At 68.4% G+C, this 23,402-nt stretch carries 24 protein-coding genes; 14 read left to right on the plus strand and 10 right to left on the minus strand.

Annotated features, from left to right (window positions below):
• The first annotated feature begins 16 nt into the window (after nt 1-16).
• Both MJ603_RS11730 and MJ603_RS11735 read left to right on the plus strand, forming a co-directional pair.
• Complete coding sequence (locus tag MJ603_RS11730) at nt 17-1,408, plus strand: M20/M25/M40 family metallo-hydrolase (RefSeq protein ID WP_243063914.1); 1,392 nt, start codon at nt 17-19, stop codon at nt 1,406-1,408.
• A 68-nt stretch (nt 1,409-1,476) separates the two neighbouring features.
• Nucleotides 1,477-3,090, plus strand: a complete 1,614-nt coding sequence (locus tag MJ603_RS11735; protein ID WP_243063915.1) for a long-chain fatty acid--CoA ligase — start codon at nt 1,477-1,479, stop codon at nt 3,088-3,090.
• A 3-nt stretch (nt 3,091-3,093) separates the two neighbouring features.
• Here the strand turns inward: MJ603_RS11735 and MJ603_RS11740 are convergent, their stop codons facing one another.
• Nucleotides 3,094-4,368 carry an MFS transporter gene (locus MJ603_RS11740; RefSeq protein ID WP_243063916.1) on the minus strand — a complete coding sequence of 425 codons (1,275 nt, stop codon included), beginning with the start codon at nt 4,366-4,368 and terminating at the stop codon, nt 3,094-3,096.
• A gap of 81 nt (nt 4,369-4,449) precedes the next feature.
• Between MJ603_RS11740 and MJ603_RS11745 the strand changes: the two genes are divergently transcribed.
• Genes MJ603_RS11745 through MJ603_RS11755 form a run of 3 tightly spaced genes read left to right on the plus strand, consistent with a single transcriptional unit; the run spans nt 4,450 to nt 6,700 of the window.
• Entirely contained in the window at nt 4,450-5,088 is a 639-nt protein-coding gene (locus tag MJ603_RS11745; protein ID WP_243063917.1) for a helix-turn-helix transcriptional regulator, read from the plus strand.
• Nucleotides 5,089-5,119: 31 nt separating this feature from the next.
• Nucleotides 5,120-5,950: an aldo/keto reductase gene (locus MJ603_RS11750; protein ID WP_243063918.1), complete on the plus strand. Its 831-nt coding sequence runs from the start codon at nt 5,120-5,122 to the stop codon at nt 5,948-5,950.
• A 54-nt stretch (nt 5,951-6,004) separates the two neighbouring features.
• Nucleotides 6,005-6,700 (plus strand): phosphotransferase, encoded by a 696-nt coding sequence (locus MJ603_RS11755; protein ID WP_243063919.1) that lies wholly within the window; start codon nt 6,005-6,007, stop codon nt 6,698-6,700.
• Between the two features lie 5 nt (nt 6,701-6,705).
• Here the strand turns inward: MJ603_RS11755 and MJ603_RS11760 are convergent, their stop codons facing one another.
• Nucleotides 6,706-7,038, minus strand: coding sequence for a hypothetical protein (locus MJ603_RS11760; RefSeq protein WP_243063920.1), 333 nt, complete (start codon nt 7,036-7,038; stop codon nt 6,706-6,708).
• Nucleotides 7,039-7,120: 82 nt separating this feature from the next.
• Here MJ603_RS11760 and MJ603_RS11765 point away from each other — a divergent pair, with 82 nt between their 5' ends.
• A complete protein-coding gene (locus MJ603_RS11765) occupies nt 7,121-9,034 on the plus strand; it encodes a thioredoxin domain-containing protein (protein WP_243063921.1) in 1,914 nt (637 codons plus the stop codon).
• Between the two features lie 32 nt (nt 9,035-9,066).
• Nucleotides 9,067-10,644, plus strand: coding sequence for a stealth family protein (locus tag MJ603_RS11770; protein WP_243063922.1), 1,578 nt, complete (start codon nt 9,067-9,069; stop codon nt 10,642-10,644).
• A 21-nt stretch (nt 10,645-10,665) separates the two neighbouring features.
• Here MJ603_RS11770 and MJ603_RS11775 read toward each other — a convergent pair whose 3' ends face one another.
• The 5 genes from MJ603_RS11775 to MJ603_RS11795 all read right to left on the minus strand — a co-directional run bounded on the left by MJ603_RS11775 (nt 10,666) and on the right by MJ603_RS11795 (nt 14,321).
• A complete protein-coding gene (locus MJ603_RS11775) occupies nt 10,666-11,604 on the minus strand; it encodes a phosphodiesterase (RefSeq protein WP_243063923.1) in 939 nt (312 codons plus the stop codon).
• A 62-nt stretch (nt 11,605-11,666) separates the two neighbouring features.
• Nucleotides 11,667-12,323 (minus strand): response regulator transcription factor, encoded by a 657-nt coding sequence (locus tag MJ603_RS11780; protein WP_243063924.1) that lies wholly within the window; start codon nt 12,321-12,323, stop codon nt 11,667-11,669.
• A complete protein-coding gene (locus MJ603_RS11785; RefSeq protein WP_243063925.1) occupies nt 12,320-13,438 on the minus strand; it encodes a sensor histidine kinase in 1,119 nt (372 codons plus the stop codon). The genes MJ603_RS11780 and MJ603_RS11785 overlap by 4 nt, the downstream gene beginning before the upstream one ends.
• Nucleotides 13,439-13,447: 9 nt before the next feature.
• Entirely contained in the window at nt 13,448-13,885 is a 438-nt protein-coding gene (locus MJ603_RS11790) for a hypothetical protein (RefSeq protein ID WP_243063926.1), read from the minus strand.
• Between the two features lie 85 nt (nt 13,886-13,970).
• A complete protein-coding gene (locus MJ603_RS11795; RefSeq protein WP_243063927.1) occupies nt 13,971-14,321 on the minus strand; it encodes a hypothetical protein in 351 nt (116 codons plus the stop codon).
• 238 nt (nt 14,322-14,559) lie between these two features.
• Between MJ603_RS11795 and MJ603_RS11800 the strand changes: the two genes are divergently transcribed.
• The 4 genes from MJ603_RS11800 (at nt 14,560) to MJ603_RS11815 (ending at nt 20,286) form a co-directional block, all read left to right on the plus strand.
• Nucleotides 14,560-15,219, plus strand: a complete 660-nt coding sequence (locus tag MJ603_RS11800; RefSeq protein ID WP_243063928.1) for a nicotinamide mononucleotide transporter family protein — start codon at nt 14,560-14,562, stop codon at nt 15,217-15,219.
• 85 nt (nt 15,220-15,304) lie between these two features.
• Nucleotides 15,305-15,667 (plus strand): MerR family transcriptional regulator, encoded by a 363-nt coding sequence (locus tag MJ603_RS11805; protein ID WP_243063929.1) that lies wholly within the window; start codon nt 15,305-15,307, stop codon nt 15,665-15,667.
• A 28-nt stretch (nt 15,668-15,695) separates the two neighbouring features.
• Nucleotides 15,696-16,727 (plus strand): aldo/keto reductase, encoded by a 1,032-nt coding sequence (locus MJ603_RS11810; RefSeq protein WP_243063930.1) that lies wholly within the window; start codon nt 15,696-15,698, stop codon nt 16,725-16,727.
• A 37-nt stretch (nt 16,728-16,764) separates the two neighbouring features.
• Nucleotides 16,765-20,286, plus strand: a complete 3,522-nt coding sequence (locus MJ603_RS11815) for a bifunctional RecB family nuclease/DEAD/DEAH box helicase (RefSeq protein ID WP_243063931.1) — start codon at nt 16,765-16,767, stop codon at nt 20,284-20,286.
• 14 nt (nt 20,287-20,300) lie between these two features.
• On the opposite strand, the gene MJ603_RS11820 is transcribed toward MJ603_RS11815, so the two are convergent.
• Together MJ603_RS11820 and MJ603_RS11825 are read right to left on the minus strand one after the other, a co-directional pair.
• A complete protein-coding gene (locus MJ603_RS11820; RefSeq protein ID WP_243063932.1) occupies nt 20,301-20,531 on the minus strand; it encodes a hypothetical protein in 231 nt (76 codons plus the stop codon).
• A gap of 35 nt (nt 20,532-20,566) precedes the next feature.
• Nucleotides 20,567-21,073 (minus strand): glutathione peroxidase, encoded by a 507-nt coding sequence (locus tag MJ603_RS11825; RefSeq protein ID WP_243063933.1) that lies wholly within the window; start codon nt 21,071-21,073, stop codon nt 20,567-20,569.
• A 64-nt stretch (nt 21,074-21,137) separates the two neighbouring features.
• On the opposite strand from MJ603_RS11825, the gene MJ603_RS11830 reads away from it, so the two are divergent.
• The gene (locus MJ603_RS11830) at nt 21,138-22,433 is read left to right on the plus strand and encodes a M18 family aminopeptidase (RefSeq protein ID WP_243063934.1); all 1,296 of its coding nucleotides are present in this window, start codon (nt 21,138-21,140) and stop codon (nt 22,431-22,433) included.
• Between the two features lie 18 nt (nt 22,434-22,451).
• On the opposite strand, the gene MJ603_RS11835 is transcribed toward MJ603_RS11830, so the two are convergent.
• The gene (locus MJ603_RS11835) at nt 22,452-22,730 is read right to left on the minus strand and encodes an acylphosphatase (protein ID WP_243063935.1); all 279 of its coding nucleotides are present in this window, start codon (nt 22,728-22,730) and stop codon (nt 22,452-22,454) included.
• 150 nt (nt 22,731-22,880) lie between these two features.
• Here MJ603_RS11835 and MJ603_RS11840 point away from each other — a divergent pair, with 150 nt between their 5' ends.
• Nucleotides 22,881-23,075 carry a hypothetical protein gene (locus tag MJ603_RS11840; protein ID WP_243063936.1) on the plus strand — a complete coding sequence of 65 codons (195 nt, stop codon included), beginning with the start codon at nt 22,881-22,883 and terminating at the stop codon, nt 23,073-23,075.
• A gap of 89 nt (nt 23,076-23,164) precedes the next feature.
• Complete coding sequence (locus MJ603_RS11845) at nt 23,165-23,359, plus strand: hypothetical protein (protein ID WP_243063937.1); 195 nt, start codon at nt 23,165-23,167, stop codon at nt 23,357-23,359.
• The last annotated feature ends 43 nt before the right edge of the window (nt 23,360-23,402 follow it).

Raw genomic sequence — 23,402 nt, forward strand, 5'->3', positions numbered from 1 at the left:
CAGGGAGAATGGGGCGATGGATGCGACGACCCAAGCTGTTGCGCTGCTGCGCGAACTCATACGCAACGCGTGCGTGAACGACGGCAGCCCCGGCTCCGGGCGCGAAGAGCGAAGTGCGCGCACGCTCGAGGGGTACTTCGCGGCGTTCGGTGTGGACGTCGAGCTGGTGGAACCCGAGCCCGGTCGGGTGAGCCTGGTGGTGAGCATCCCCGGCACCGACCCGAGTGCTCCGACCCTGGCGTTGGTCGGTCACACCGACGTGGTTCCCGCCGTCGCGGATGCCTGGACCCACGACCCCTTCGCCGCCGACCTCGTGGACGGCGTGATCTGGGGCAGGGGTGCACTCGACATGCTCTCGCTCACCGCCGCATACGCGGTCATCGCGCGCGAGGTCGCCGAGACCCCACTATCGGGTGGACTGGTCTTCGCCGCGGTCGCCGACGAGGAGAGCGGCGGCGCGCTCGGCGCCGAGTGGATCCTGAAGCATCGCCCAGAGCTGCTGCGCGTCGACGCCGCGCTCACCGAGTCCGGCGGCGTTCCGTTGCGCGCGGCCGACGCGTCGACCGGCGAACCGGGACCCGTGCGAGGGGTGACGGTGACGGTCGCGGAGAAGGGCATCTCGACCAGGCGGCTGAAGGTGCGCGGGGTGCCCGGCCACGGATCCACTCCGTACGGATCGGTGAACGCGGCCGTGCTCGCCGCGCGGGCGATCGAGCGCATCGCGGCGCATCCGTCACGTGCTGTGATCGATGACCTGTGGCCGCGTTACGTCGCGGCAGCGGGATTCGAGCCGGATCTCGCGTCTCGCCTCATGACCCCGGCGACGCTCGACGAGGCTCTCAGCGAACTGGGCCCCCTCGCCGGACTCGTGCACGCGCTCACCCACACCACCGTCTCGCCGACCATCGTGCATGGCGGTGACGCACGAAACGTCATCCCGGGCGCCGCCGACGTGGTGCTCGACGTGCGCACTCTGCCCGGCGTCACTCCGCAGGCGGTCGACGCGCTCATCATCGATGCGCTCGGCGACCTCGCACCGCGCATCACCGTGATAGGCGAGGCGGATGCCCCCGCCAGCTACTCCGCGACGGACACGCCGCTTTTCGAGGCGCTGCGGGCATCCATCGCCGACGTGTACCCGGAGGCCGACGCCGTACCGGTGATGGCGCCAGGCGGGTCGGACGGACGGTTCCTGCGCTGGGCGGGCATCCCGACCTACGGCTTCGGCGTGCTCAGCGAGCGATGGACCCACGCGGAGGCACGGCGCGCGATGCACGGCAACGACGAGCACATCGACGTCGCGTCGATCGAGGCGACGATCATCGCGTTGCGCGGGGTCGTTCACCGCTACCTCGGATCGCCGGCGGCCGTCGACGAGGCGAAGCCTGCACCCAGCGCAAACGTGTAGGTTTCTCACCATCACGCGCTGCTTTTCAGCGCACAGGATGCCGTGTCAACGACGACAAGGAGCAACCCATGACCGATAACGCCGTTCTCGGAGTCCCGGCGCAGCCGGCCGTCTCGACCAGCAGTGCGCAGCCCACCGGATTCGCGACCATCTCGGTGGCCTCGATCCTGGCTGAGGCCGCCAGGAAGTATCCGGAGCGCACCGCCGTCATCTTCGGCGAGCAGCAGATCGGCTACGCCCGGCTGTGGTGGGAGACGAAGCGCTACGCGGGCGCGCTGCGCGCCAGGGGAGTCGGGGAGGGAACGCCGGTCGCGGTGCTCATTCCCAACGTGCCCGACTTTCCGCGCGTCTACTTCGCCGTCCTCGCCCTCGGCGGCGTGGTCGTGCCGGTGCACGCGTTGCTCAAGGCCGACGAGATCGCATACGTGCTCAAGGACTCCGGCGCGGTTTCGCTGATCTGCGCTGCTCCGCTTCTCGGCGAGGGCGCCAAGGGAGCTGCGGCCGCCGGCGTCGATGTGCTCAGCGTTCTCGTGCCTGACGAGATGCAGGCGACGCTGCCGTTCCCGCGGTTGGAGGACGAGGCATCCGTCGCGGAACCGATCGACGACTACGTGCAGCGCAACCCGTTCGACACCGCCACGATCCTGTACACGAGCGGTACGACCGGCAAGCCGAAGGGCGCGGAGGGATGCCACTTCGCGATCGTCGAGCAGACCAGTTCCCTGCTCACCGACGCGTTCGATCTCAGCACCGACGACATCGTTCTCGGATGCCTGCCCCTCTTCCACACGTTCGGCCAGGTGTGCGTGATGAACGTCGGTTTCCGTGCGGGTGCCACTGTGGTGCTGGTGCCGAAGTTCGACGGCGCAACGGCGCTCGACCTGCTGAACAAGCACCACTGCACGATCATGACCGGTGTGCCGACCATGTACATCGCGCTCCTCGAGGCGGCGAAGGCCAACCCCGAGCGACCGCCGCTCAAGTACGGACTGTCCGGTGGGTCGGCCTTGCCGCTCGCGGTGATCGAGCGGTTCAAGGAGGTCTACGGCGTCGACATCCACGAGGGGTACGGCCTCACAGAGACGTCGCCCGTCGCCACGTTCAACATCGTCGGCAAGCCGACCCGCCCCGGCACGGTGGGCGAGCCCCTCTGGGGTGTCGAGGTCGAGGTGGCCGACGCCGAGATCGACGATCGCATCGAGCTGCTGCCACGCGGTGAACTCGGCGAGATCGTCGTGCGCGGCCACAACCTGATGAAGGGATACCTGAACTTGCCGGAGGCCACAGCGGAGGCCGTCATCGACGGCTGGTTCCGCACCGGCGACCTCGGCACGAAGAGCGACGATGACTACGTCACGATCGTCGACCGCAAGAAGGACATGATCGTGCGCAACGGCTACAACGTCTACCCGCGCGAGGTGGAGGAGGTGCTGGCCGCTCATCCTGCTGTCTCGATGGTCGCGGTGTTCGGGGTGTCGCACGAGACACACGGTCAGGAGATCATGGCGGCCGTCACGCTCATGCCGGGAACCACCGCCACGCCGGACGAACTGATCGATCACGTCAAGGAGCGCGTCGCCGCGTACAAGTACCCGAGGCGCCTCGAGATCGTCGAGTCGCTGCCGCTCGGGCCGAGCGGCAAGGTGCTCAAGCGGGAGTTGATCCGCGTCTACGACGTGTGACGCTCACGCGCTCGGCGGCCAGGCGACCAGGTCGGCGTCCCACGTGTCGGGGCGACCGATGCTGCGTACGGCCCGATTCGCGGCGAAGGCGAGGAAGCCCAGCAGCAGCACTGTCGCGAACACGGCGAGCGTCCAGCCGACGCCGACCGTGCTGAGCAGGATGCCTCCCAGAAGCGGTGCGATCGGGGCGACGAGGGTCCACGACAGGGAGACGACGGAGTTCATGCGCGCCTGCATGTTCTGCGGGGTGATGGCGCTCACGTAGCCGAGCAATGCGGCATTCGCAGGCGGGATGAAGAGCGTCATGACGACGGTCAGCACCGCGTATCCGGTGTAGTTCGTGACGAGGGCCATTCCGAATGCGCCCACCACAGACGGAGCGAGACAGATCACAGCGAGCGGACCGCCGCGGAACCTCTTCACGAGGCTCGGCGCGATGACCGCACCGACGAGCATGGCGACACCGGAGATCACGTCGATGAGGGCGATCAGCAGCGGTGCCGTGCGGGTGGCGACGAGGTGCAGGTTGATCGCGACGATGACACCGCCGAACGCGAGATTGAGCATGGCGAACACGCCGATGCCGGTGCGGATGACCGGCACGGTGAGCACGAACCTGAAGCCCTCGGTGAGGGAGGCGATCGCACTCTGGCTGTCGTCGGCCCTGCGACGGTCGTTCAACGGCACCCGGACGAACAGCGTCGTCACGCCCGCGAGCGCGTAGGTGACGGCGCTCGCGAGGAACGGCAGCGCCCTGCTCAGTCCATAGAGCAGGCCACCGATGGGACTGGCGAGCAGGCTGGCGACGGCGCCGCGGCCCTGCATGGCGGCCATCGCCGATCCGAGCTGCTCCGAGCTGACGACATACCGGATGCCCGCTGCCTCCGTCGGCGCAGAGAACGCCGCGATGCCGGAGGCGACCAGCAGCGCGATCGCGAGCTCCCATCCGTTCAGCACGCCGGCGGCATCCGCCCACCACAGCCCGAGCCAGATCACGACGCCCAGCACGGAGCAGACCAGAAGGATGCGGCGCCGATCGACGCGATCGGCGATCACACCGGCAGGCAGTGTCGCAACGAGCACGCCGATCTCGCTGATGGCGGCGATCACACCGGCCCAGAAGAGAGACCCGGTGATGCCGTACGCGATCAGCGGCACGGCGAAAACGGCGACTCCATTGCCGAGAAGCTGGCCGGTCTTGCCGGTCATCAGAAGCAGGTACGGGGTGTTGCGCCACAGGGTGGAGGTGCTGTGCGCGGTGGTTGTGGAGTCGGTCATGATCGAGAGCATAGATAGGCAACAGATATTGCGCAAGATACATTGCGCAATATCTGTTGCCTACTTTGTTAGACTCCGAGCGTGGTCGAACAGGCGTATCCCGTGACGGATCCTGCGATGCTTCGCGCGCTGGCCCATCCGCTGCGCCAGCGGATCATGTGGGAGCTCGCGGCACGTGGTCACGCGCGGGCAGCCGATCTGGCCGCCGTCACGGGGGCGCCGGCGAACTCACTCAGCTTTCACCTGCGCACGCTGGCGAAGGCCGGCCTGGTGCAGGAATCACCGGAGCACGCGCGTGACGGCCGGGATCGCGTCTGGCAGATGACGCATCCGGAGGGGTTGGATCTGCCGTCTGTCGAAGGCGGCCCCGGCGTCGATCCCTTGATGGCGGAACGGCTCGACTGGTTGCGCGGAATCCTCGATGAGAGCATTCAGAGGGATCCGAAGGCCACGCGCGCCATCTATCTGGGAGCGGTGATGCTCACCAAGGACGAGTCGCGCACGATGGCTGAAGAGGTGGTCGAGGTGTTCGACCGATGGCGGGAGCTCGGCGTGCGGGAGGTCGCGGCGCATCCGGACGACCCGGAGCGGGTCTTCCATTTCACCGCAGCGTTCGTCGGCAACCCGCGGCCCGGCGACGCCGTCCGCGACGTCGAGGTGCACGACCTGGGCGGATCGGTCGCTGGCGCCCCGGACGAGAACGGTTCGATCGCGACCTGAGCGATCGCGCCCGGTTCGCTAGCGTTGGCGTATGACCGAGACCACCATCCCCACCATCGCGCTGAACAACGGCACCGCGATTCCGCAGCTCGGATTCGGCGTGTTCCGAGTCGATCCGGCTCGCACCGCCGAGATCGCTGGGACCGCGCTCGAGGTCGGCTATCGGCACATCGACACCGCTGCCGGCTACCACAACGAGGCAGGTGTCGGCGAAGCGGTGCGGGCATCCGGCATCGCGCGCAACGACCTCTGGATCACGACCAAGCTCGCCAACGGAGACCAGGAGCATCCTGAGGATGCCTTCCAGGCGAGCCTGGACGCACTCGGCTTCGACTGCGTCGATCTCTACCTCATCCACTGGCCGCTGGTCGAGAAGGGCATCTACCCGAACGTGTGGAAGTCCCTGACCTCCATCGCGGAGAGCGGGCGGGCGAAGGCGATCGGGGTCTCGAACTTCCAGATCGAGCACCTGGAGCGCATCATCGCCGAGACCGGAGTCACGCCCGCGGTGAACCAGGTCGAGCTTCACGTCGAGTTCCAGCAGCGCGAGCTGCGGGCCTTCCACCTCGAGCACGGCATAGCGACAGAGGCGTGGTACCCGCTCGGCGGTGGCACCCTCAGCGACGCACCCGTGCTGCAGCAGATCGCGGCCGCGCACGGCAAGTCGGTCGCCCAGGTGGTGCTGCGCTGGCACATTCAGGTCGGCAACGTTGCGATTCCGAAGTCCAACCACCGTGATCGCATGGCGGAGAACTTCGACATCTTCAGCTTCCAGCTGACCGACGACGACCTCGCCGCCATCGCCGCGCTCGACCGTGGCGACGAGGGGCGCAGGGGAACGCATCCGCTCCAGATGCGCTGAGCGAGGGGGCGCGCCCCTGACTCAGGTGACCGGGCGCGCTCTAGGCTCGTTCTCATGGAGCTGATCGCGCAGGGACGAACGGCAGACGTCTTCGATCTCGGCGACGGGCGCGCGCTGCGCCGGTACCGTGTCGCGCTGTCGGCCGAGCCGGAGGTGCGCGTGATGCGGCACCTCGAGACGTACGGATATCCCGTTCCGCACGTCTTCGAGGCCGATGGCACCGACATCGTCATGGAGCGCGTCAAGGGCGGCACGCTCTTCGATCAACTGGTGAAGGAGCCGGAGCAGTACGAACGCTACGGGCGGCTGCTCGGCGAACTGCACGAGCGCTTGCATCGGATGTCCGCCCCCGCGTGGCTCACCGGGCCCGACAGTCCGCGCGATGCGGTGATCGTGCACCGCGACCTGCACCCGAACAACGTGCTGCTGAGCGAACGCGGCCCCGTCGTCATCGACTGGAACGATGTGGCGGCCGGGCGGGCATCCGTCGACGCGGCGATCACCGTGATCGTGTTGCTGGGAGCCGAACTCGAGGTGGAGGCGACGGTCGCCGAGCAGGTCGACGGGCTGCGTTCGCTCCTCGTCGATGCGTTTCTGCAGACGTGCGGAGTCGATCCGCGCGGTGGACTGGACGAAGCGATCGCCTACCGCAGGGCGATACCGGCCAACACGGCGGCGGAGAACCGGTGGCTCGACAAGGTGGCTCCGGACTGTCTCGACGCGTTCTATCTGGAGCGCCGCGGCGCGTGACGCCGTCAGTCGTCGTCTGAACTGCCGCTGCCGTCGCCACGTGACGGCACGAGCGCCATCACGAAGAGCAGGCACAGCAGCAGGAAGATCAACAACCCGGCGAGAATGTCGCTCGGCTTCGACGGGAAAAGGTGGCCGTCGATCGAGATGACCATCGTCGTCTCGACGAGTCCGAACAGCGCGTAGAAGAGGGCGAGCCCCGCGATCAGCCAGCCGGGCCTCGCACCCCTGCGGTGCAACGCCGTGCGCCTGAGCTCGACTGTGAACGCGAGGAGCAGCAGGGGCAGAATCTGTGCCAGCGCCGCGGCCGTCGGACCGTCCACGATCGAGAACTTCACGGCCAGAGCCTACCGAGCGACGCGTGTTTCGAGGCGTAACCTGCCCGAGTACCGCCGGAGGGCCCGAGCCTAGGCTGGCGGCATGCCCAATCGTCTCGCTGATGCCGTCAGCCCCTACCTGCTGGCGCACGCTGACAACCCGGTGGACTGGCATCCGTGGGGCGAGGAAGCGTTCGCCGAGGCGCGCGAACGGGACGTGCCGGTGTTCGTCTCGATCGGCTACTCCACGTGCCATTGGTGCCACGTGATGGCCCGCGAGTCGTTCAGCGACCCCGAGCTCGCGGCTCGGCTCAACGCACGGTTCGTGCCCGTGAAGGTGGATCGCGAGGAGCATCCCGACGTGGATGCCGCGTTCCTCGCAGCTGCGAGCGCCTTCACCCGCAATCTCGGCTGGCCGCTGAGCGTGTTCACGACGCCCGACGGGCACACCTTCTTCGCCGGAACCTACTTTCCGCCGCAGCCACGCGGGGGCCTGCCGTCGTTCGGGCAGGTGCTCGACGCCGTGACGGATGCCTGGACGCAGCGCCGCGACGACGTCGCCGACACTGCGGCACGGGTGGCATCCGCGGTGAACGCGATGCGCGAGACGGGCGGCGGAGGAGCATCCGCGATCGACCGGACCGCGCTCGACCGGGCGGCGATCGCGCTGGCATCGGCCGAGGACCCGGAATTCGGCGGATTCGGCGCGCCGCCGGAGTTCGCGGGCCCCAAGTTCCCCGCGGTGCCGGCACTCGCCTTCCTGCTGGACAGCGAAACGGACACCGGCAGATCGGCGGCGCTGCACACGTTGCGTCGCATGGCAGGCTCTGCGCTGCTCGACGGAATCGATGGCGGGTTCTTCCGGTACGGCACCCGCCGCGACTGGGGAGAACCCCACTACGAGCGCGTGCTCTACGACAACGCAGGGCTCTTGCGGCTCTACGCGGACGCCGCGGTGCTGAGGGCGTCGAGCGACGAGGATGCGCCGTTCTTCATCCACGTGGCGCACGGCGTCGCACGCTTCCTTCTCACCACGATGCGCGTGGACGGCGGGTTCGCATCGGCACAGGACTCCGAGAGCGACGTCGACGGGGTTCGCCGCGAGGGCGCCTACTACCTGCTCGACGCCGAGGCACGCGCGGCGCAGCCGGCGCCACGGCTCGATCGCAAGGTGCTCACCGGATGGAACGGGCTCGCGATCGGGGCGCTCGCTCACGCCGGCGCACTGTTCGAGCGACCCGACTGGGTCGTCGCCGCGGCCGAGATTGCGGACCACCTGATGGGTTCGCACGTGTCGGCAGGCGGCCGGATGCTCGTGCGCGCCTCGCTGAACGGACGCGCGTCATCCGCGGCACCCGCCCTCGAGGACTACGGCCTGTTCGCCCGCGGCCTGCTCGACGTGTTCCTCGCAACGGGGGAGCCGCGCTTCGCGCTCGCCGCACGTGCCATGGCGGATGCCACCATCGACGCGGCGGAGCAGTCCCGCGGCAACGCGCCGTTCGCGCTGCCCGGTGGCGGCGATCCCGTGCTGGCCGCCCACGAGCTGGTGGCAGACGCCGACCCGTCAGAGGGTGCGTACCCGAGTGGGCAGTCCGCGCTGGCCGACACGGCGCGCGTGCTCTACGCGCTCACCGACGACGATCGATACCGCCAGGTGGCGGACGCGGCGATCGGCGCGGTGGCCGGCGTCGCTCCGGGCAATCCGCTCGCCTTCGGCGCGACGCTGCGGGTGGCGGCGGAGCTCACCGGCGTGCCACGCCAGTTCGTCGTCGTTCGACCGGCGACGGCCCCTGCAGAAGACCCGGTCGATCCCTCTGCCTTGAGCGGTGCCGTGAGCGCCGTTGCACGGCGCGGGACGCGCGGGACTGTCGCGATCGTGGTGACGGAGGAGGCTGCAGCGAAGCTCGCGGATTCGGGCTTCGGTCTCTTCGAAGCGCGCACCGCGGTGGATGGCCGGCCCACCGCATACGCCTGCGAGGCGTTCGTGTGCGAACTGCCGGAACGCTTCATTCCCTGAGCCGCTTAGGATCGACCGACAGAGGGAGACGAATGCCGCAATTCGATCATGTGACGGGTCCGTCCGTGAGTGGCGAGCCGGAGCCCGTCATCGTCTCGATTCCCGGGCGCATGAAGCGGTTCGACCGTGACGACATCGTGCTGCGGAACGACGCGTACGCGCTGCGGAACACGTTCCTCACGCCCCGCGAGAGCATGATCGAGGACCTTCTGGCGGTGCGCGACGCGTTCGATGCAGCAGGCATCCGCTATCTGCTCATCCGCGGCGGCGACGACCGTCCGGTGCTCGCCATCGCCAGGGCGGCGCGCAAGGCGGTCGACAGGGCGCTCTCGACCGCCTTCGCGAACGAGCCGTTCTATGCGAAGCCGCTCGAGAAGGACCGTGGCGGTGCTGCACTGCTCGCCGATGGCGGGCTGCGCAGCAAGCACCGCGGGTCGGTCTTCAGCCTGTACCGGCCGCGAATCGAGCCCATCGGCCGACTGAGATACGGTCCTGCGAGTGCGTTCCAGCTGGAGTTCTGGCGGTTCGGCGACAACGAGATCGTCGCTCCGCGAGCCAACGCCCTGACCAGAGAGCGCCTGCCGCTCGTCGAGGCGATCGACGACGAGGTACAGCTCTTCGGCCGCACCTGGCCGACGCTGCAGAACATGTTCGCGCCGTCGGTTGAAGCTGTCGACTTCGAGATCGACATGGTGTTCTCGTGGGTCGACGGGTCGAGCGAGGAATACCAGCGCGCGCGAGCCGAACGCATGAGGTCGTACGTGGTCGGCGAGGGCGACGATTCACCTGCCAGGTACCGGCAGATCGACGAGCTGAAGTACGCACTGCGCAGCGTGCACCTGTTCGCCCCGTGGGTGCGCCACATCTACATCGCCACCGATTCCGATCGACCGTACTGGCTCGCCGAGCATCCGCAGGTCTCGATCGTGCGCAGCGAGGAGTTCTTCGCCGACACGTCCGTCTTGCCGACGCACAACTCCCAGGCGGTCGAGTCGCAGTTGCACCGCATTCCAGGCCTCGCTGATCACTTCTTGTATTCGAACGACGACATGTTCTTCGGCCGTCCTGCGTCGCCTGCGCTGTTCTTCTCGCCAGGCGGGGTCACGAAGTTCGTGCAGGCGGCCACCCGCATCGGTCTCGGCGAGAACGCCGAGTGGCGCAGCGGGTTCGAGAACTCCGCCAGGGTGAACCGGCGGTTGCTGCGGGAGCGCTTCGGCCGGGTGATCACCAGACACCTCGAGCACTGCGCGGCACCGTTCAGCACGAGGGTCTCGTTCGACCTCGAGCGGGAGTTCGCAGACGACTTCGCCCGCACCGCAGCGAGTCGCTTCCGCTCGGCCACCGACATCTCGGTGACGAATTCGCTGTACCACTACTACGCCCTGCTCAAGGGCCACGCGGTCGAGCAGACCCAGGCGAGGGTGCAGTACATCGAGACGACGCTGGCGCGTGCCGAAGGCCAGATGGCGCGGTTGCTGCACCGGCGGGATCAGGACATGTTCTGCCTCAACGACGGCAGCAGTCCTGAGGTCTCCGACGAGCAGCGCATCGCGACGGTGACGGACTTTCTCGAGCGCTACTTCCCGATCCCCGCCCCCTGGGAGCGCTGAGCGCTCTCGCTTCGTGACAGCTCAGGCGGGGACGGCGACCGGCATGGTCATCGGCGGTTCGGCCAGCACCGGCGGATTGACGCGATCGGCGATGCGGATGCCTTCCCCGCGCAACCTGCTCGCGCTCTCGTCGGCGTCGATGTAGTCCAGCGCCGCGTACTGCCCGGCCGGAACCACGGAGTGCAGCACGGTCGTCGGGTAGACGTGCACCAGGTTGAACGCCCTCGCACCGTCCTGCCCGCGGGTACCTCCGACGGGCACGTTCAGATCCTGGGTGTAGCAGGTGGCGCTCGCTACCGACACCGGGATGCCCGCGAACGTCGCGGTCGACGAATAGTGCAGATGGCCCGCGAGGATGCTGCGCACATCCGAGCCCTCGAGCACCTCGGCCAGTCCAGCCTGGTCGCGCAGCTCGACGCTCACCGCGAGGTCGAGCACGCTCGGAACGGGCGGATGGTGCATCGCGAGGATCGTCCCGTGCGGGGCGGGCGAGGCGAGTTCCTCGGCCAGCCAGTCGAGCTGTTCGCCTGTCAGTTCGCCGTGGTGCGCCCCCGGCACGGTGCTGTCGATCGTGATCAGCCGGAGCCCGCCGATGTCGTACGACCTGTCGACCGGTCGCATGGTCGGGACCTCGCCGAACAGCTCGGCGCGGAACGATGCGCGGTCGTCGTGATTCCCCATCACCCAGATCACCTGGGTGCCGAGCTCGGCGGCGACTGGCTCGACGAGTTCGCGCAGCTGTCGGTAGGCATCCGGCTCGCCCTTGTCGGCGAGATCGCCGGTGAAGACGATCGCCTCAGGACGTCCGCGGGATGCCGAGAGCTCGTCGAGAACCCGGCTCAGGTGCTCGGCCGAGTCGACGCGGTCGTAGAGGCGTCCGCTGTCCGCCAGCAGATGCGTGTCGCTGATGTGGACCAGGAAGTGGTCGGGTCGGGGATACTCCGCCGTGCGCACAGTCACGACATCATTCGATCATCGCAAACTGTCCGGCTCGTGAATGCCACGCGAAATCGGCAGACTCGTCACCGTGCGCCGGGGGAGTCAGACGGCGAGAGGCCGAGCAGCCCGCGCCGGAATCCCTCCGCGACCGCGGCGGCGCGGTCCGAAACCCCGAGCTTGGCGTAGATGCTGAGCAGGTGCGTCTTCACCGTCGCTTCGCTGACGTGCAGCCGCACGCCGGCCTGACGGTTCGTCGCTCCGTCGGCGACGAGGGCCAGAACCTGCAGTTCGCGCGGGCTGAGCAGGCTCGCCTCCGGCGAGCGCACCCTGTCGATCAGCCGCGAGGCGACCGACGACGCGAGCGAGGTGCGGCCGAGCGCCGCGGCGTGCACGGCGCGCACGAGCTCGTCGCGCGGGGCATCCTTCAGCAGGTATCCGGTCGCGCCGGCCTCGATGGCGGGGAGCACATCGGAGTCGGCGTCGTAGGTGGTGAGCACGACGACCCGGCTGGGCACGCCGAGGCGTGCGAGCTCGCGGATCGCGCTGACGCCGTCGGTGCCGGGCATCCGCAGGTCCATCAGCACCACGTCGGGTTCCAGACCCAGGGCGAGGCGGATGGCCTCACCGCCGTCGGATGCCTCGCCGACGACCTCGATGTCGGGGTCGGAGGAGACCATGCCGACGATGCCGTCGCGTACGACGGGGTGGTCGTCGACGACGAGAAGTCTCACCGGGCTCATGCCGGAACCTCCGCTCGGATGGCGGTGCCTCTGCCCCGCACGGTCTCGACGACCAGGTCGCCCGCGAGTGCTTCGATGCGCTCGCGCATGGCGATGAGTCCGTAGCCGCCGTCGACGGTGTCGGGTCGCTGCGCCGTGACGTCGAAGCCGCGCCCGTCGTCGCGTACCTCCAGGCGTGCGCCGTGCTCATCGTGTCGGAGCGTCAAGACGACCTTGTTGGCGTGCGCGTGGCGCTCGACGTTCGCGAGCGCCTCCTGGGCGGTGCGCAGGAGTGCCACCTCGACGTCCGTCGGCAGCGTTCGCCTGGCGCCCTCGGTGTGCAGCTCGGCGGGGATGCCCGTGCGCTCCGACCATCGGCGCGCGACGGCGGCGATCGCCTCGGACAGCCCGCCGGCCTCGAGCGCTGCCGGACGCAGTGCCTGCATCGAACGCCGCGCCTCGGCGAGCCCGTCGCGGGCGAGTGCGAGCGCTGCGTCGGTGTGGTGTCGTCGTGACTCTTCGTCCGGTGCCTGCTCCGCCGCTTGCAGCTGCGTCACGACGCCCGTGAAACCCTGGGCGAGCGTGTCGTGGATCTCGCGGGCGAGACGTGCGCGCTCCGCTGCTGTCGCGGCATCCGTCGCCGCCCGTTCCTGCTGTTTCTGCGCCAGCCGCAGGCCCCAGGAGAGTCCGCACATCACCGTGATGTTGAGCAGGATCACCACCGCTTTGCCGACGATGCCCGCCGGGTCGTCGTCGAAGCCGGATGCCTGCGCGTACCCCGCAACGACCGCCGTCGCGGCGACGGCGACAAGATCCCCTGGCCATTCGACCATCGAGTAGGCGAACGAGAACGTCGCGATGGTGAGGAACGCGAACCAGCTGTCGACGAGCACAAGCGCGAAGTTGATCGCGATGGCGCCCGTGATGAACACGGCCACGGTCGCCGGCCCGTCGCGCCACGGCATCCGCAGGTCGCGCAGCGTCAGCACCCATAGCCCGTACACGACCAGGAGTACGAGCTGCGGGATGACCCGCCCCCAGTCGCCCCACTGCGTCGCGAGGGCGAAGGCGGTCAGTAACGCCAGCACCGCGTACGGCGCGACCGTGAGAACGCTGCGCCAGCGCGGGTCGACCATGATTCGACCCTACGCGTGCCGGGGAAAGTGGGCGGCCATGCGCGGGAGGTTGGCCATGATCGCGACGGGCAGCACCAGCAGCCCGCAGACTGCTTGCTCGATGCGCACCCAATCAGGCAGGAACCCGGGGATCGACACGATCACGATCACGGCGACCACGATGATCGGGCTGACGATGCGCAGTCGGATCCACGAAGCGCGTGAACCGCGCGACGTTCCCACGGTGAACACCAGCAGCACGATCGCGCTGCCGAAGACGAGGGAGCAGCGGATCCAGATGGCGATGTCGATCCCGATCCCGATCGAGGTCGCGACGGCGAGGAAGGCCATCATCGCCGCGCTGATGGCGAGGAAGGCGGTGACGAGGATGACCGCGGGACGGAACGCGGCGCGGCGCGCGACGTCGGCATCCTGACGGGCAGAGCGTGAAGTGTATGTCTCAGTCATGACTACAGCGTCGCGAGAGCGGGCACGGAGCGGATCGACCGGTCGGCCCCAGTGCGTCATCGATCGGTTGGTCGACGACGCGTGGCTATGCGGCGTTCAGCCGACCGAGCATGCCCCAGACCGCCAGCGACAGTTCGGGGTGATCCAGCGCGACCCTGCGCAGCAGCTGATACTCGAACCGCTCCCTGTCCTGGCGTGGCGCCGACGGGTGATAAGCGCGCGAACGGGCTTCTCTCAGGTCGTGCGCCTCGATGGTCTCCTCGCGCAGCGTCAGCACCACCTGTTCGTCCACGGTCGGCAGATCGGGCAGGAAATCCCACGGATCGTCGCCGAGCCTGCAGCGGAATTCGACCACGGCGGCCAGCTCGTCCCTGGCCTCTTGACGCAGCACTTCGAGGCTGACCGGATACCGTCGTTCGACGTCCATGTCCGTCATCCGCCCCCTCAGCTGCTCCCGGTTCTACGTCTCCCCACCCGCAGCCGAAGTGCCGGTGCGGGTACGCGTGCGACCAGAGTACGACGGCGGCCGAGGGGGTGCGAATCGACCGACACCGTGTGTCTCACGTCGATAACGATTCCCCCAGGAGTCGCCCGGCAGCCGCCCAGCAGGCCTCCCTCGAACCTCGTTCACGGCACAATGGGTAGCTCCCGCAGGCCCGTCGAGAAAGGCATCCATGCCCGCTGTGCTCGACGTGCTCACCTCGCCGCTGGCGACGGTCGGCTCCGAGGACGTCACGCTGATGACACTGCTGGGCATCGTCGCCTATGTCGGCGGTCTCGTCACGGTGGCACGCGGTCTGCGCTGGGCCTGGCCGACGGCCGCCATCGCAGCTGTGCTGTTCGGCGTGGAGGCGCTCGCCGACGGGCGGTTCGTGGATGCCGGCATCCGCTTCGTGCTCGCCCTGCTGTGCGCGTACGGGTGGCAGGTGCGACGCGCGGGCGGTATCGATCGCCCACGCAGAGCCGAGAGTCGAGAGATCGCCTATGGCGTCGTGCTGTTCGCGATCGTGACGGTCGTCGCCGCCTACGCCCTGACGGATCAGTCCGACGATTCGGTGGCGTGGGGCTCGGCGGTCATCGTCGCAGCGGTGTTCGTGCAGGTTGCGGCGCTCGCCCGCAGCCTCGTCATCGGATGGTGGGCCGTGATCGGCTCGGGGATCGTCTCCATGGTGCTCGCGGCTGCGGCGTCGTCGTGGCCGACTGCGGCGGCCTCCGTGCTGATCGTCGTCGCAGGAACGTACGGATGGCGGCGGTGGCGGCGGGAAGCGGCGGCATCCGCACCGCTCGAGTTTTCCGTCACCGACGAGGCGGTCGACGAGGACCTCGTCGCCTGAGACGTCACGACGAGGCGTCACGATGAGCCGCAACGTATTCCGAAGGATTTGACCCGGAGCGCGCTCCAGCAGTCACCATGGTGACATGACCACGATGACGCCGGGCCAGGTGGCGGCGAACCTGGGCATCCCGGCCGAGACCCTGCGCTATTGGGAGCGCGCCGACATCCTCTCGCCCGTCGGCCGCGATGCTGCGGGCCGCCGCGCATACACCGACGTCGATCTGGAATCGATCGACGTCATCAAGTGCCTGCGGCAGACGGGCATGCCGATCAGGGCCGTTCGCGCGTTCGTCGAACTGGCGCGCGAGGGCGACGGCACAGAGGCAGAGCGCCTCGCGATCCTGCGCGGGCATCGCGAGAGGGTGCTGCAAGACATCCGTCGCCAGCAGCAGGCGCTCGAACACATCCAGCACAAGATCGAGTACTACGAGGGGTTCGCCTCATGACGAGACGACCCACCTGACAGGGAGAACCATGCTCTACCGCACACTTGGCCGCAGCGGGACAGCCGTCTCGCAGCTCACGCTGGGAACCATGACGTTCGGCAACGAGGCGAGCGAGGAGGCATCCCACGCCATCCTCGACGCATTCGTCGCCGCAGGCGGCAACTTCATCGACACCGCGGATGTCTACAGCGACGGCGTCTCGGAAGAGATCGTCGGCAGATGGCTGGCGGCGCACCCCAGCGAGGCCGAACAGGTGGTCATCGCCACCAAGGGACGGTTTCCGATGGGGGAGGGACCGAACGATCTCGGACTCTCACGGCGTCACCTCGCCCGGGCGCTCGACGCGTCGCTGCGGCGCCTGGGCGTCGAGACGATCGACCTCTACCAGCTGCACGCATCGGATGCCCTCACGCCGATCGACGAGACGCTCCGATTTCTGAACGACGCGATCACAGCAGGCAAGATCAACTACTACGGCTTCTCGAACTTCACCGGCTGGCAGCTGACCAAGGCCGTGCACGTCGCCAGGGCGCACGGCTGGGCCGAGCCCGTCACGCTGCAGCCGCAGTACAACCTCATCGTGCGCGGCATCGAGCACGAGATCGTGCCGGCGGCGCTCGACGCGGGAGTCGGCCTGCTGCCGTGGTCCCCGCTGGGAGGCGGATGGCTGAGCGGAAAGTACGAGCGCGATGTTCCGCCGACGGGATCCACCCGGCTCGGCGAGAATCCCGAGCGCGGCATGGAGGCCTGGCGGGCCCGCAACGACGATCCGCGCACATGGCGCATCCTCGACGTCGTCACCGAGATCGCCGACGTGCTCGGCGCGTCGCGGTCGCAGGTCGCGCTGGCGTGGCTTCTCGCGCAGCCCGCGGTGACCAGCGTCATCCTGGGTGCGCGCACTCTCGAGCAGTTGCGCGACAACCTGGGAGCAGGGGACGTGGAGCTGACCGCCGAGCAGCTGGCTGCTCTCGGCGAAGCGAGCGCACCGCGTGTCGAGCCATACCCCTACGGTGGGCCTGGCGTTCAGCAGCGCCACCGCCGCATCGAGGGCGGTCGCTGACCGTCGCGATGACGGTCGTGCGCGCTAGCGTTGCCGCATGTTCCTGCTCGACGACGGCACGGTGGTTCTCAGCCCGAGCGACCTCACGACGGCCTCGACGTGCGAGTTCGACTTTCTGCGCAGACTCGACGGCCGGCTCGGCTGGGGACCACGGGTCGTTCGACCCATCGACGCGATGCTCGAGCGCACCTCGCGTCTCGGCGACGAGCACGAACACAGGGTGCTCGACCGGTACATCGAGCAGTTCGGCGAAGGTGTCGCGCGTTTCGAGCGCCCCGAGCATCCGGACGCCGAAGGGCTGGCCGCCGCAGCCCAGGCCACAGCCGAGGCGTTCCGCGCCGGCGCACCTGTCGTCTATCAAGGGGTGTTCTTCGACGCGTTCGACGGCGGTTCGACGCCATCGCAGCAGACGTCGTTCGCGTTCGTCGGCTACGCCGACTTCATCGTGTGCGAGCCGGACGGCAGGTACCGGGTCGAAGACACCAAGCTCGCCAGGCGGGCCAAGGTGACCGCGCTGCTGCAGGTCGCGGCGTACGCCGAGCAGCTGGAACGCATCGGCGTCGAACCGGCCGACGAGGTCAGACTGCTACTCGGCGACGGAAGCGTGAGCAACCACCGCCTGGCCGACATCGTGCCGGTCTACCGCAAACGCATCGCACGGCTGCATCAGATCGTGCGGGAACATCTGTCGGACGGCGCGATGGTGCAGTGGGGCGACGAGCGATTCGTCGCATGCGGGCGTTGCGACACGTGTGCCGAGGAGGTCGAGGCGAACCGGGACGTGCTGCTGGTGGCCGGGGTGCGGGTGACGCAGCGGCCGCGGTTGCTGGCTGCGGGCATCCGTACCATCGACGATCTGGCCGCCAGGCCGAGCGGAACCGCGGTCGAGGGCATCGCCACGACGACGCTCGACGCGCAGAGCGAGCAGGCGCGGCTGCAACTGGATGCGGTCCCCGGCAGTCCGCCTCCGGTGCGGGTCTACAACGCGCCGGCGCTCGCAGTGCTGCCCGAGCCCGATGCAGGCGACGTCTTCTTCGATTTCGAGGGCGATCCGCTCTATACCGAGCCGGCCTTCGAGGGGCAATGGGGAATCGACTACCTGTTCGGGGTGCTGCAGACGGACGGCGTCTTCGTGCCGTTCTGGGCGCACACGTTCGCCGAGGAGCGGGAGGCGCTGATCGCGTTCCTCGACGATGTCGCGCGGCGCAGGCGCGAGCATCCACGGATGCACATCTATCACTACGCCTCGTACGAGCGCACTCACCTGCTGCAGCTCGCGGCCAGACACGGCGTCGGCGAAGACGCCGTCGACGACCTGCTGCGCGACAACGTGCTCGTCGATCTTTACCCGATGGTGCGCAAGACGCTTCGGGTGGGATCGAGGTCGTACTCGATCAAGAAGCTCGAGCCGCTGTACATGGGCGATCAACTGCGCACGGGCGAGGTGCAAGACGCGGGAACCTCGATCGAGGAGTATGCGGCGGCGCGCAGACTGATGCTGACGGGCGACATCGAGACGGGCCAGCGGATGCTCGACGCGATCGCCGATTACAACGAGTACGACTGCCTTTCCACGCTTCGGCTGCGCGACTACCTGCTGCGGCAGGCGACGGATGCCGGGGTGCCGATCGGGCTCCCCGCACCGGAGCGCCCCGTGCAGGAACTCGAGCCGTCGACGTTGCGCGACGATCTGCTCGCGCTCGCCGGGGAGGCTGCAGTACCGCACGAGACCGCCGCCGACGCCACGCACACCCGCGGCGCCGACGAGACGGCTGCGGCGTTCGCCGCTGCCACACTTGACTATCACCGCCGCGAGCAGAAGAGCTTCTGGTGGAGTCATTTCGCCCGACTGGTAGAACCGATCGAGGCCTGGGCGAACACCAGGGACGTGTTCGTCGTCGACGGCGGCGTCGTGGAGCGGGACTGGTACCGCGATCCCGGGCAGCGCGTCGATCGCAGGCTGATCCGGCTGCACGGGCAATTCGCGCCGGGCAGCACGATGAAGGCGCGGGCCGAACGCTTCGCGGTCTACGAATTCCCCGGCCCCTTCCCGGCGTTCGGCGGTGAACCTGGTGCGCGGAGCGTGAAACAGGTCACGACCGTCGAGGTCGGCGACGACTGGGTGCTGATCGAAGAGACGCTGCCCGCCGAGGCCGATCCTTACTCCGTGCTGCCGAGCGCCCTGACGCCGGGACCACCACCCCGAGCGGGTTCGCAGGACGTGGCCATCCGGTCGTGGGCGCAATCGATCGTCGACGCACAGCCGGAGTGGCCGCGAGACCCGGTGACCGATCTGCTGCGGCGCGTTCCGCCGCGAGTGCACGGTGAGTCGGTTGCGCAGCGCGCGGCACGGGCATCCGCCGATTCGCTTGTTCAGGTGGTGACGGATGCCGTCGCGTCGCTCGACGACTCCTACCTCGCCGTGCAGGGACCGCCCGGAACCGGCAAGACGTATCTGGGCGCTCACGTGATCGCCTCGTTGGTGCGCGACAAGGGCTGGAAGATCGGCGTCGTCGCCCAGTCCCACGCTGTCGTGGAGAACCTGCTCTCCGGCGTCGTGACCACGGCCCAGCTCGACGGGTCACTGGTCGGCAAGGTGCCGCAGAGCGGAACCGATCCAGACCCCTCTTCGCCGTTCACGGCGCTCCCCAAGGACGGGCAGCTCGACTTCGCGCTCGACCACACCGACACCGGGTTCGTGGTCGGTGGAACAGCGTGGGACTTCAGCAACCCGGCCAGGGTGATCTTTCGCAGCCTCGATCTGCTCGTGATCGATGAGGCGGGTCAGTTCTCGCTCGCGTCGACGACGGCCGCCGCGGTCGCCGCACGCAATCTGCTTCTGCTCGGCGATCCGCAGCAGCTGCCTCAGGTGAGTCAGGGGCTGCATCCCGAGCCCGTCGACCAGTCGGCCCTCGGCTGGATCAGTGCCGGGCACGACGTGCTCCCCGCCGAGCTCGGCTTCTTCTTGCCCCAGACCAGGCGCATGCATCCGGCGCTCGCCGAACCCGTGTCGCTGCTGTCGTACGAGGGCAGGCTTCAGGCGCATCCGGATGCCGCCGCCCGGTATCTCGAGAGCATCGACCCTGGCCTGCACCCGGTTCCGGTCGACCACGACGGCGATTCCACGTCGTCGCAGGTCGAGGCCGAGCGCGTCGTGGTGCTCGTCGGCGACCTGGTCGGACGACGTTGGCGGTCGGGCGGCGGGGAACGTGTGCTCCGCGACGACGACATCATCGTCGTGACGCCCTACAACGCGCAGCTGAGCTGCGTGCACGACGCGCTCGTCGCCGCCGGCCATGACGGCGTGCGGGTGGGGACAGTCGACAAGTTCCAGGGCAAGGAAGCGGTGATCGCGATCGTGTCGCTCGCCGCGTCGTCAGCCCTCGATGCGCCGCGCGGCATGGGATTCCTGATCATGAAGAACCGGCTCAACGTCGCGATCTCGCGCGCCGAATGGGCGGCATTCCTGATCTATTCGCCGCAACTCACCGAATACCTGCCGCACTGGCCGGATGCTGTCGCAGAACTGAGCGCGTTCATCACGCTCGTCGAGGGCTGACGCGCGCTGATCGGTCAGTGGCGGACGGTGCCGGAATCGGCATCCCTGCGCTGCTTGCGCCGACGGCCGATGTACGCGCCGATCAGGATCGCCCCGCCCGCCGCGACCACGAAGCCGGTCGTCTGCAGCCAGCCGATACCGCTCGTCGGCAAACCCGTGCTGACCGCGACGATCACCTGGTAGCCGAAGCCACCGAACAGGCCGATCACGATGAGCACGATGCCGACGGGGAGGAGCGCTTTCACGGCTGACAGCCTAGGGCGTCGAGCCGAGAGCCGGCTCAGGCGGCAGCGGCGGGCAGTGCGGCCTCGATGGCGTCGATCACCTCTGGGGCGTCGGGCTCAACGCGTGGGCGGAACCTGACGACCTCGCCGTCGGGCGTCAGCAGGAACTTCTCGAAGTTCCAGGTGACGCGGCCGGCCTTGCCGGAGGCATCCGGTGTCTTCTTCAGCTCCTGATAGAGAGGATGCGCCGACTTTCCGTTCACTTTGATGCGCTCGAACATCGGGAACGTCACACCCCAGGTGGTGGAGCAGTACTCCTTGATGGCGTCCTCGCTGCCGAGCTCCTGCAGGAACTGGTTGCTCGGAAAGCCGAGAACAGTGAACCCACGGGGTCCGTACTGCTCCTGCAGAGCCTCGAGCTTCTCGTACTGGGGCGCGAGCCCGCAGCGGGAAGCGACGTTGACGATGAGGAGCGCCTTGTCGTCGAAGGCGCGCAGCGAGGTGTTCTCGCCGTCGATGGTGGTGAGCGGAATGTCGCGCACGGTGTCGGTCACGGTGGTCATGTTCGTCAGCGTAAGACGCCCGCCCCGAAGTGGTGCCTCCACGTTGCATGGGAGCATAGGGGCCATGGCATCCGGTTACCTCGAAGGCTTCAGCGCGTTCATCCAGGCATCACCGTCGTCGTATCACGCGGCGGCAGAGACCGCGAAGCAGCTCGAACGGGCCGGATTCTCTCGCGTCGACGAGTCGGATGCCTGGCCGGCGGCAGAGCTCGGCGTCAGGTCGCGCGGAGTGCTGGTGCGCGACGGGGCGGTCGTCGCCTGGGCGATCCCGGCCGACGCCGACGCGACCACGCCGTTCCGCATCGTGGGTGCGCACACGGACTCGCCGGGATTCAAGCTGAAGCCGATGCCGACGACCGGCGCGGCAGGATGGCTGCAAGCAGGCGTCGAGGTCTACGGAGGACCCCTGCTGAACTCGTGGCTGGACCGCGAGCTCGAACTGGCGGGCAGGGTGGTCACCGCTGACGGTACGGAGCACCTCGTGCGCAGCGGTGCGCTGCTGCGCATTCCGCAGCTGGCCGTCCACCTCGACCGCGGCGTCAACAGCGAGGGCCTGAAGCTCGACAAGCAACGGAACACTGCGCCGGTCTGGGGCGTCGGTGACGTGAACGAGGCCGATCTGCTGGCGCGGGTGGTCGAGGGAAGCGGGGTCGAGGCATCCGACGTCGCGGGCTACGACCTGGTGACGTGCGACACGCAGCCCCCTCACGTGTTCGGGGCCGACGGCACCCTCTTCGCCTCGCCGAGGCTCGACAACCTCAGTTCCGTCTACGCCGGCCTGCACGCGCTGCTGGAGCAGGCTGGCGGCGACGGGGAGCCGTCCTCGGGCCACATCAGCGTGCTCGTCGCGTTCGACCACGAAGAGCTCGGCTCGGAGTCGCGCTCTGGCGCGAACGGACCGATCCTCGACGATGTACTCACTCGCATCGGCACTGCGCTGGGTTCAGACGTCGAGGATCGCAAGCGGGCGTTCGCGGCATCGTGGTGCGTCTCGGCAGATGCAGGCCACGCCGTTCACCCGAACTATCCCGAGAAGCACGACCCTGCCAACCGGCCGATCGCCGGCGGCGGACCGCTGCTGAAGATCAACGCGAACCAGCGCTACGCGACGGATGCCCACGGCGCTGCGCTCTGGTCGCGGCTGTGCGCAGCAGCTGACGTGCCGTACCAGGAGTTCGTGTCGAACAACGACGTGCCGTGCGGAACGACCATCGGGCCTCTGACGGCGACGCGGCTGGGCATCCGCACAGTGGATGTCGGTGTCGCGCTGCTCTCGATGCACTCGGCGAGGGAGCTGTGCCACGTCGACGACCCGGGGCGGCTGTCGGCGGCGCTGTCGGCGTTCTATCGGGGGCGCTGACCTTCGGAACCCCGGTGTTCAGCGGATCTCGAAGCCGCTCGCACCCTCCGGCGACTGCGCGGTGAGTTCGACAGCTGTCACCCGCGCTCCTCGCGGGCCGTGACGCATCCACGACGTCATGGCCTCCACGGCCGCAGGCGAGCCTTCGAAGGCGGCCTCGACGCTGCCGTCCGAACGATTGCGCACCCAGCCGGCCACTCCCGCCTCTCGGGCGACCAGCAGGCACGAGTAGCGGAATCCGACGCCCTGCACGTGGCCGACGGCCTGGGCGAGGATGCGCGTGCGCGCCTCTGCCATGCCCGATTCCCTCCTGAGCGATGCCGCGTGACGCGACCCCTTAGCGTGCCCTTCGACGAGCGGATCGAAAGATAGGGCATCCGCCTGATCCGGACGCCCTACCTTAGTCGCGAGCATCGTCTTCACAACCACAAGACGAAGGTGAAGACGATGTACAACGACGCGTTTGTTTCGGCCATGAACGCCGACCGCGAGCGGCTCTACGCCCAACTGGAGCGGGAGCGTCGGGAGAGCGAGATCCTCGCGCAGCGTGTTGCCGCCGATGCCGATCGGCGCGGCGAAAAGGCCCGCAGTCCCCGCCGGAGGAAGGCCGGATCACTGCGGATCGCACACGCCGGAAGATGACGTTTCACGGGTCGATTCGACCCTCTGAAATGTCGGTGGTACCAGGCAGTATCGACAGTACGAAAACGGCGAGACGAAGGGGAGAAACGATGTACAACGACGCATATGCTGCGGCTCTGAACGCCGATCGGGAGCGTCTTTACGTGACCCTCGAGCGCGAGCGAGCACAGCGAGAGATTCTGGCCCTGCGGGTCGTGAACGCGGGCGAGCCGGTCGTGCACAGCGCCCGTGCGAGGTCCGGTGGAGTGCGCCGCACCCTGCGGATCGCGCATGTCGCAGGCTGAGACCGATCCGCCGGGTCAACACGCCTGGCCGTCGGTGGTTCGT

The organism is Humibacter sp. RRB41 (assembly GCF_022761015.1).
In the GTDB taxonomy this organism is placed as follows: Bacteria; Actinomycetota; Actinomycetes; order Actinomycetales; family Microbacteriaceae; genus Humibacter.

Excerpts from the sequence above, each read along its gene's own strand:
- MJ603_RS11730 (WP_243063914.1), top strand. The coding sequence starts at position 17 with ATGGATGCGACGACCCAAGCTGTTGCGCTGCTGCGCGAACTCATACGC.
- MJ603_RS11735 (WP_243063915.1), top strand. The coding sequence starts at position 1,477 with ATGACCGATAACGCCGTTCTCGGAGTCCCGGCGCAGCCGGCCGTCTCG.
- MJ603_RS11740 (WP_243063916.1), bottom strand. The coding sequence starts at position 4,368 with ATGACCGACTCCACAACCACCGCGCACAGCACCTCCACCCTGTGGCGC.
- MJ603_RS11750 (WP_243063918.1), top strand. The coding sequence starts at position 5,120 with ATGACCGAGACCACCATCCCCACCATCGCGCTGAACAACGGCACCGCG.
- MJ603_RS11755 (WP_243063919.1), top strand. The coding sequence starts at position 6,005 with ATGGAGCTGATCGCGCAGGGACGAACGGCAGACGTCTTCGATCTCGGC.
- MJ603_RS11765 (WP_243063921.1), top strand. The coding sequence starts at position 7,121 with ATGCCCAATCGTCTCGCTGATGCCGTCAGCCCCTACCTGCTGGCGCAC.
- MJ603_RS11770 (WP_243063922.1), top strand. The coding sequence starts at position 9,067 with ATGCCGCAATTCGATCATGTGACGGGTCCGTCCGTGAGTGGCGAGCCG.
- MJ603_RS11780 (WP_243063924.1), bottom strand. The coding sequence starts at position 12,323 with ATGAGCCCGGTGAGACTTCTCGTCGTCGACGACCACCCCGTCGTACGC.
- MJ603_RS11785 (WP_243063925.1), bottom strand. The coding sequence starts at position 13,438 with ATGGTCGACCCGCGCTGGCGCAGCGTTCTCACGGTCGCGCCGTACGCG.
- MJ603_RS11790 (WP_243063926.1), bottom strand. The coding sequence starts at position 13,885 with ATGACTGAGACATACACTTCACGCTCTGCCCGTCAGGATGCCGACGTC.
- MJ603_RS11795 (WP_243063927.1), bottom strand. The coding sequence starts at position 14,321 with ATGACGGACATGGACGTCGAACGACGGTATCCGGTCAGCCTCGAAGTG.
- MJ603_RS11800 (WP_243063928.1), top strand. The coding sequence starts at position 14,560 with ATGCCCGCTGTGCTCGACGTGCTCACCTCGCCGCTGGCGACGGTCGGC.
- MJ603_RS11805 (WP_243063929.1), top strand. The coding sequence starts at position 15,305 with ATGACCACGATGACGCCGGGCCAGGTGGCGGCGAACCTGGGCATCCCG.
- MJ603_RS11810 (WP_243063930.1), top strand. The coding sequence starts at position 15,696 with ATGCTCTACCGCACACTTGGCCGCAGCGGGACAGCCGTCTCGCAGCTC.
- MJ603_RS11815 (WP_243063931.1), top strand. The coding sequence starts at position 16,765 with ATGTTCCTGCTCGACGACGGCACGGTGGTTCTCAGCCCGAGCGACCTC.
- MJ603_RS11825 (WP_243063933.1), bottom strand. The coding sequence starts at position 21,073 with ATGACCACCGTGACCGACACCGTGCGCGACATTCCGCTCACCACCATC.
- MJ603_RS11830 (WP_243063934.1), top strand. The coding sequence starts at position 21,138 with ATGGCATCCGGTTACCTCGAAGGCTTCAGCGCGTTCATCCAGGCATCA.
- MJ603_RS11835 (WP_243063935.1), bottom strand. The coding sequence starts at position 22,730 with ATGGCAGAGGCGCGCACGCGCATCCTCGCCCAGGCCGTCGGCCACGTG.
- MJ603_RS11840 (WP_243063936.1), top strand. The coding sequence starts at position 22,881 with ATGTACAACGACGCGTTTGTTTCGGCCATGAACGCCGACCGCGAGCGG.
- MJ603_RS11845 (WP_243063937.1), top strand. The coding sequence starts at position 23,165 with ATGTACAACGACGCATATGCTGCGGCTCTGAACGCCGATCGGGAGCGT.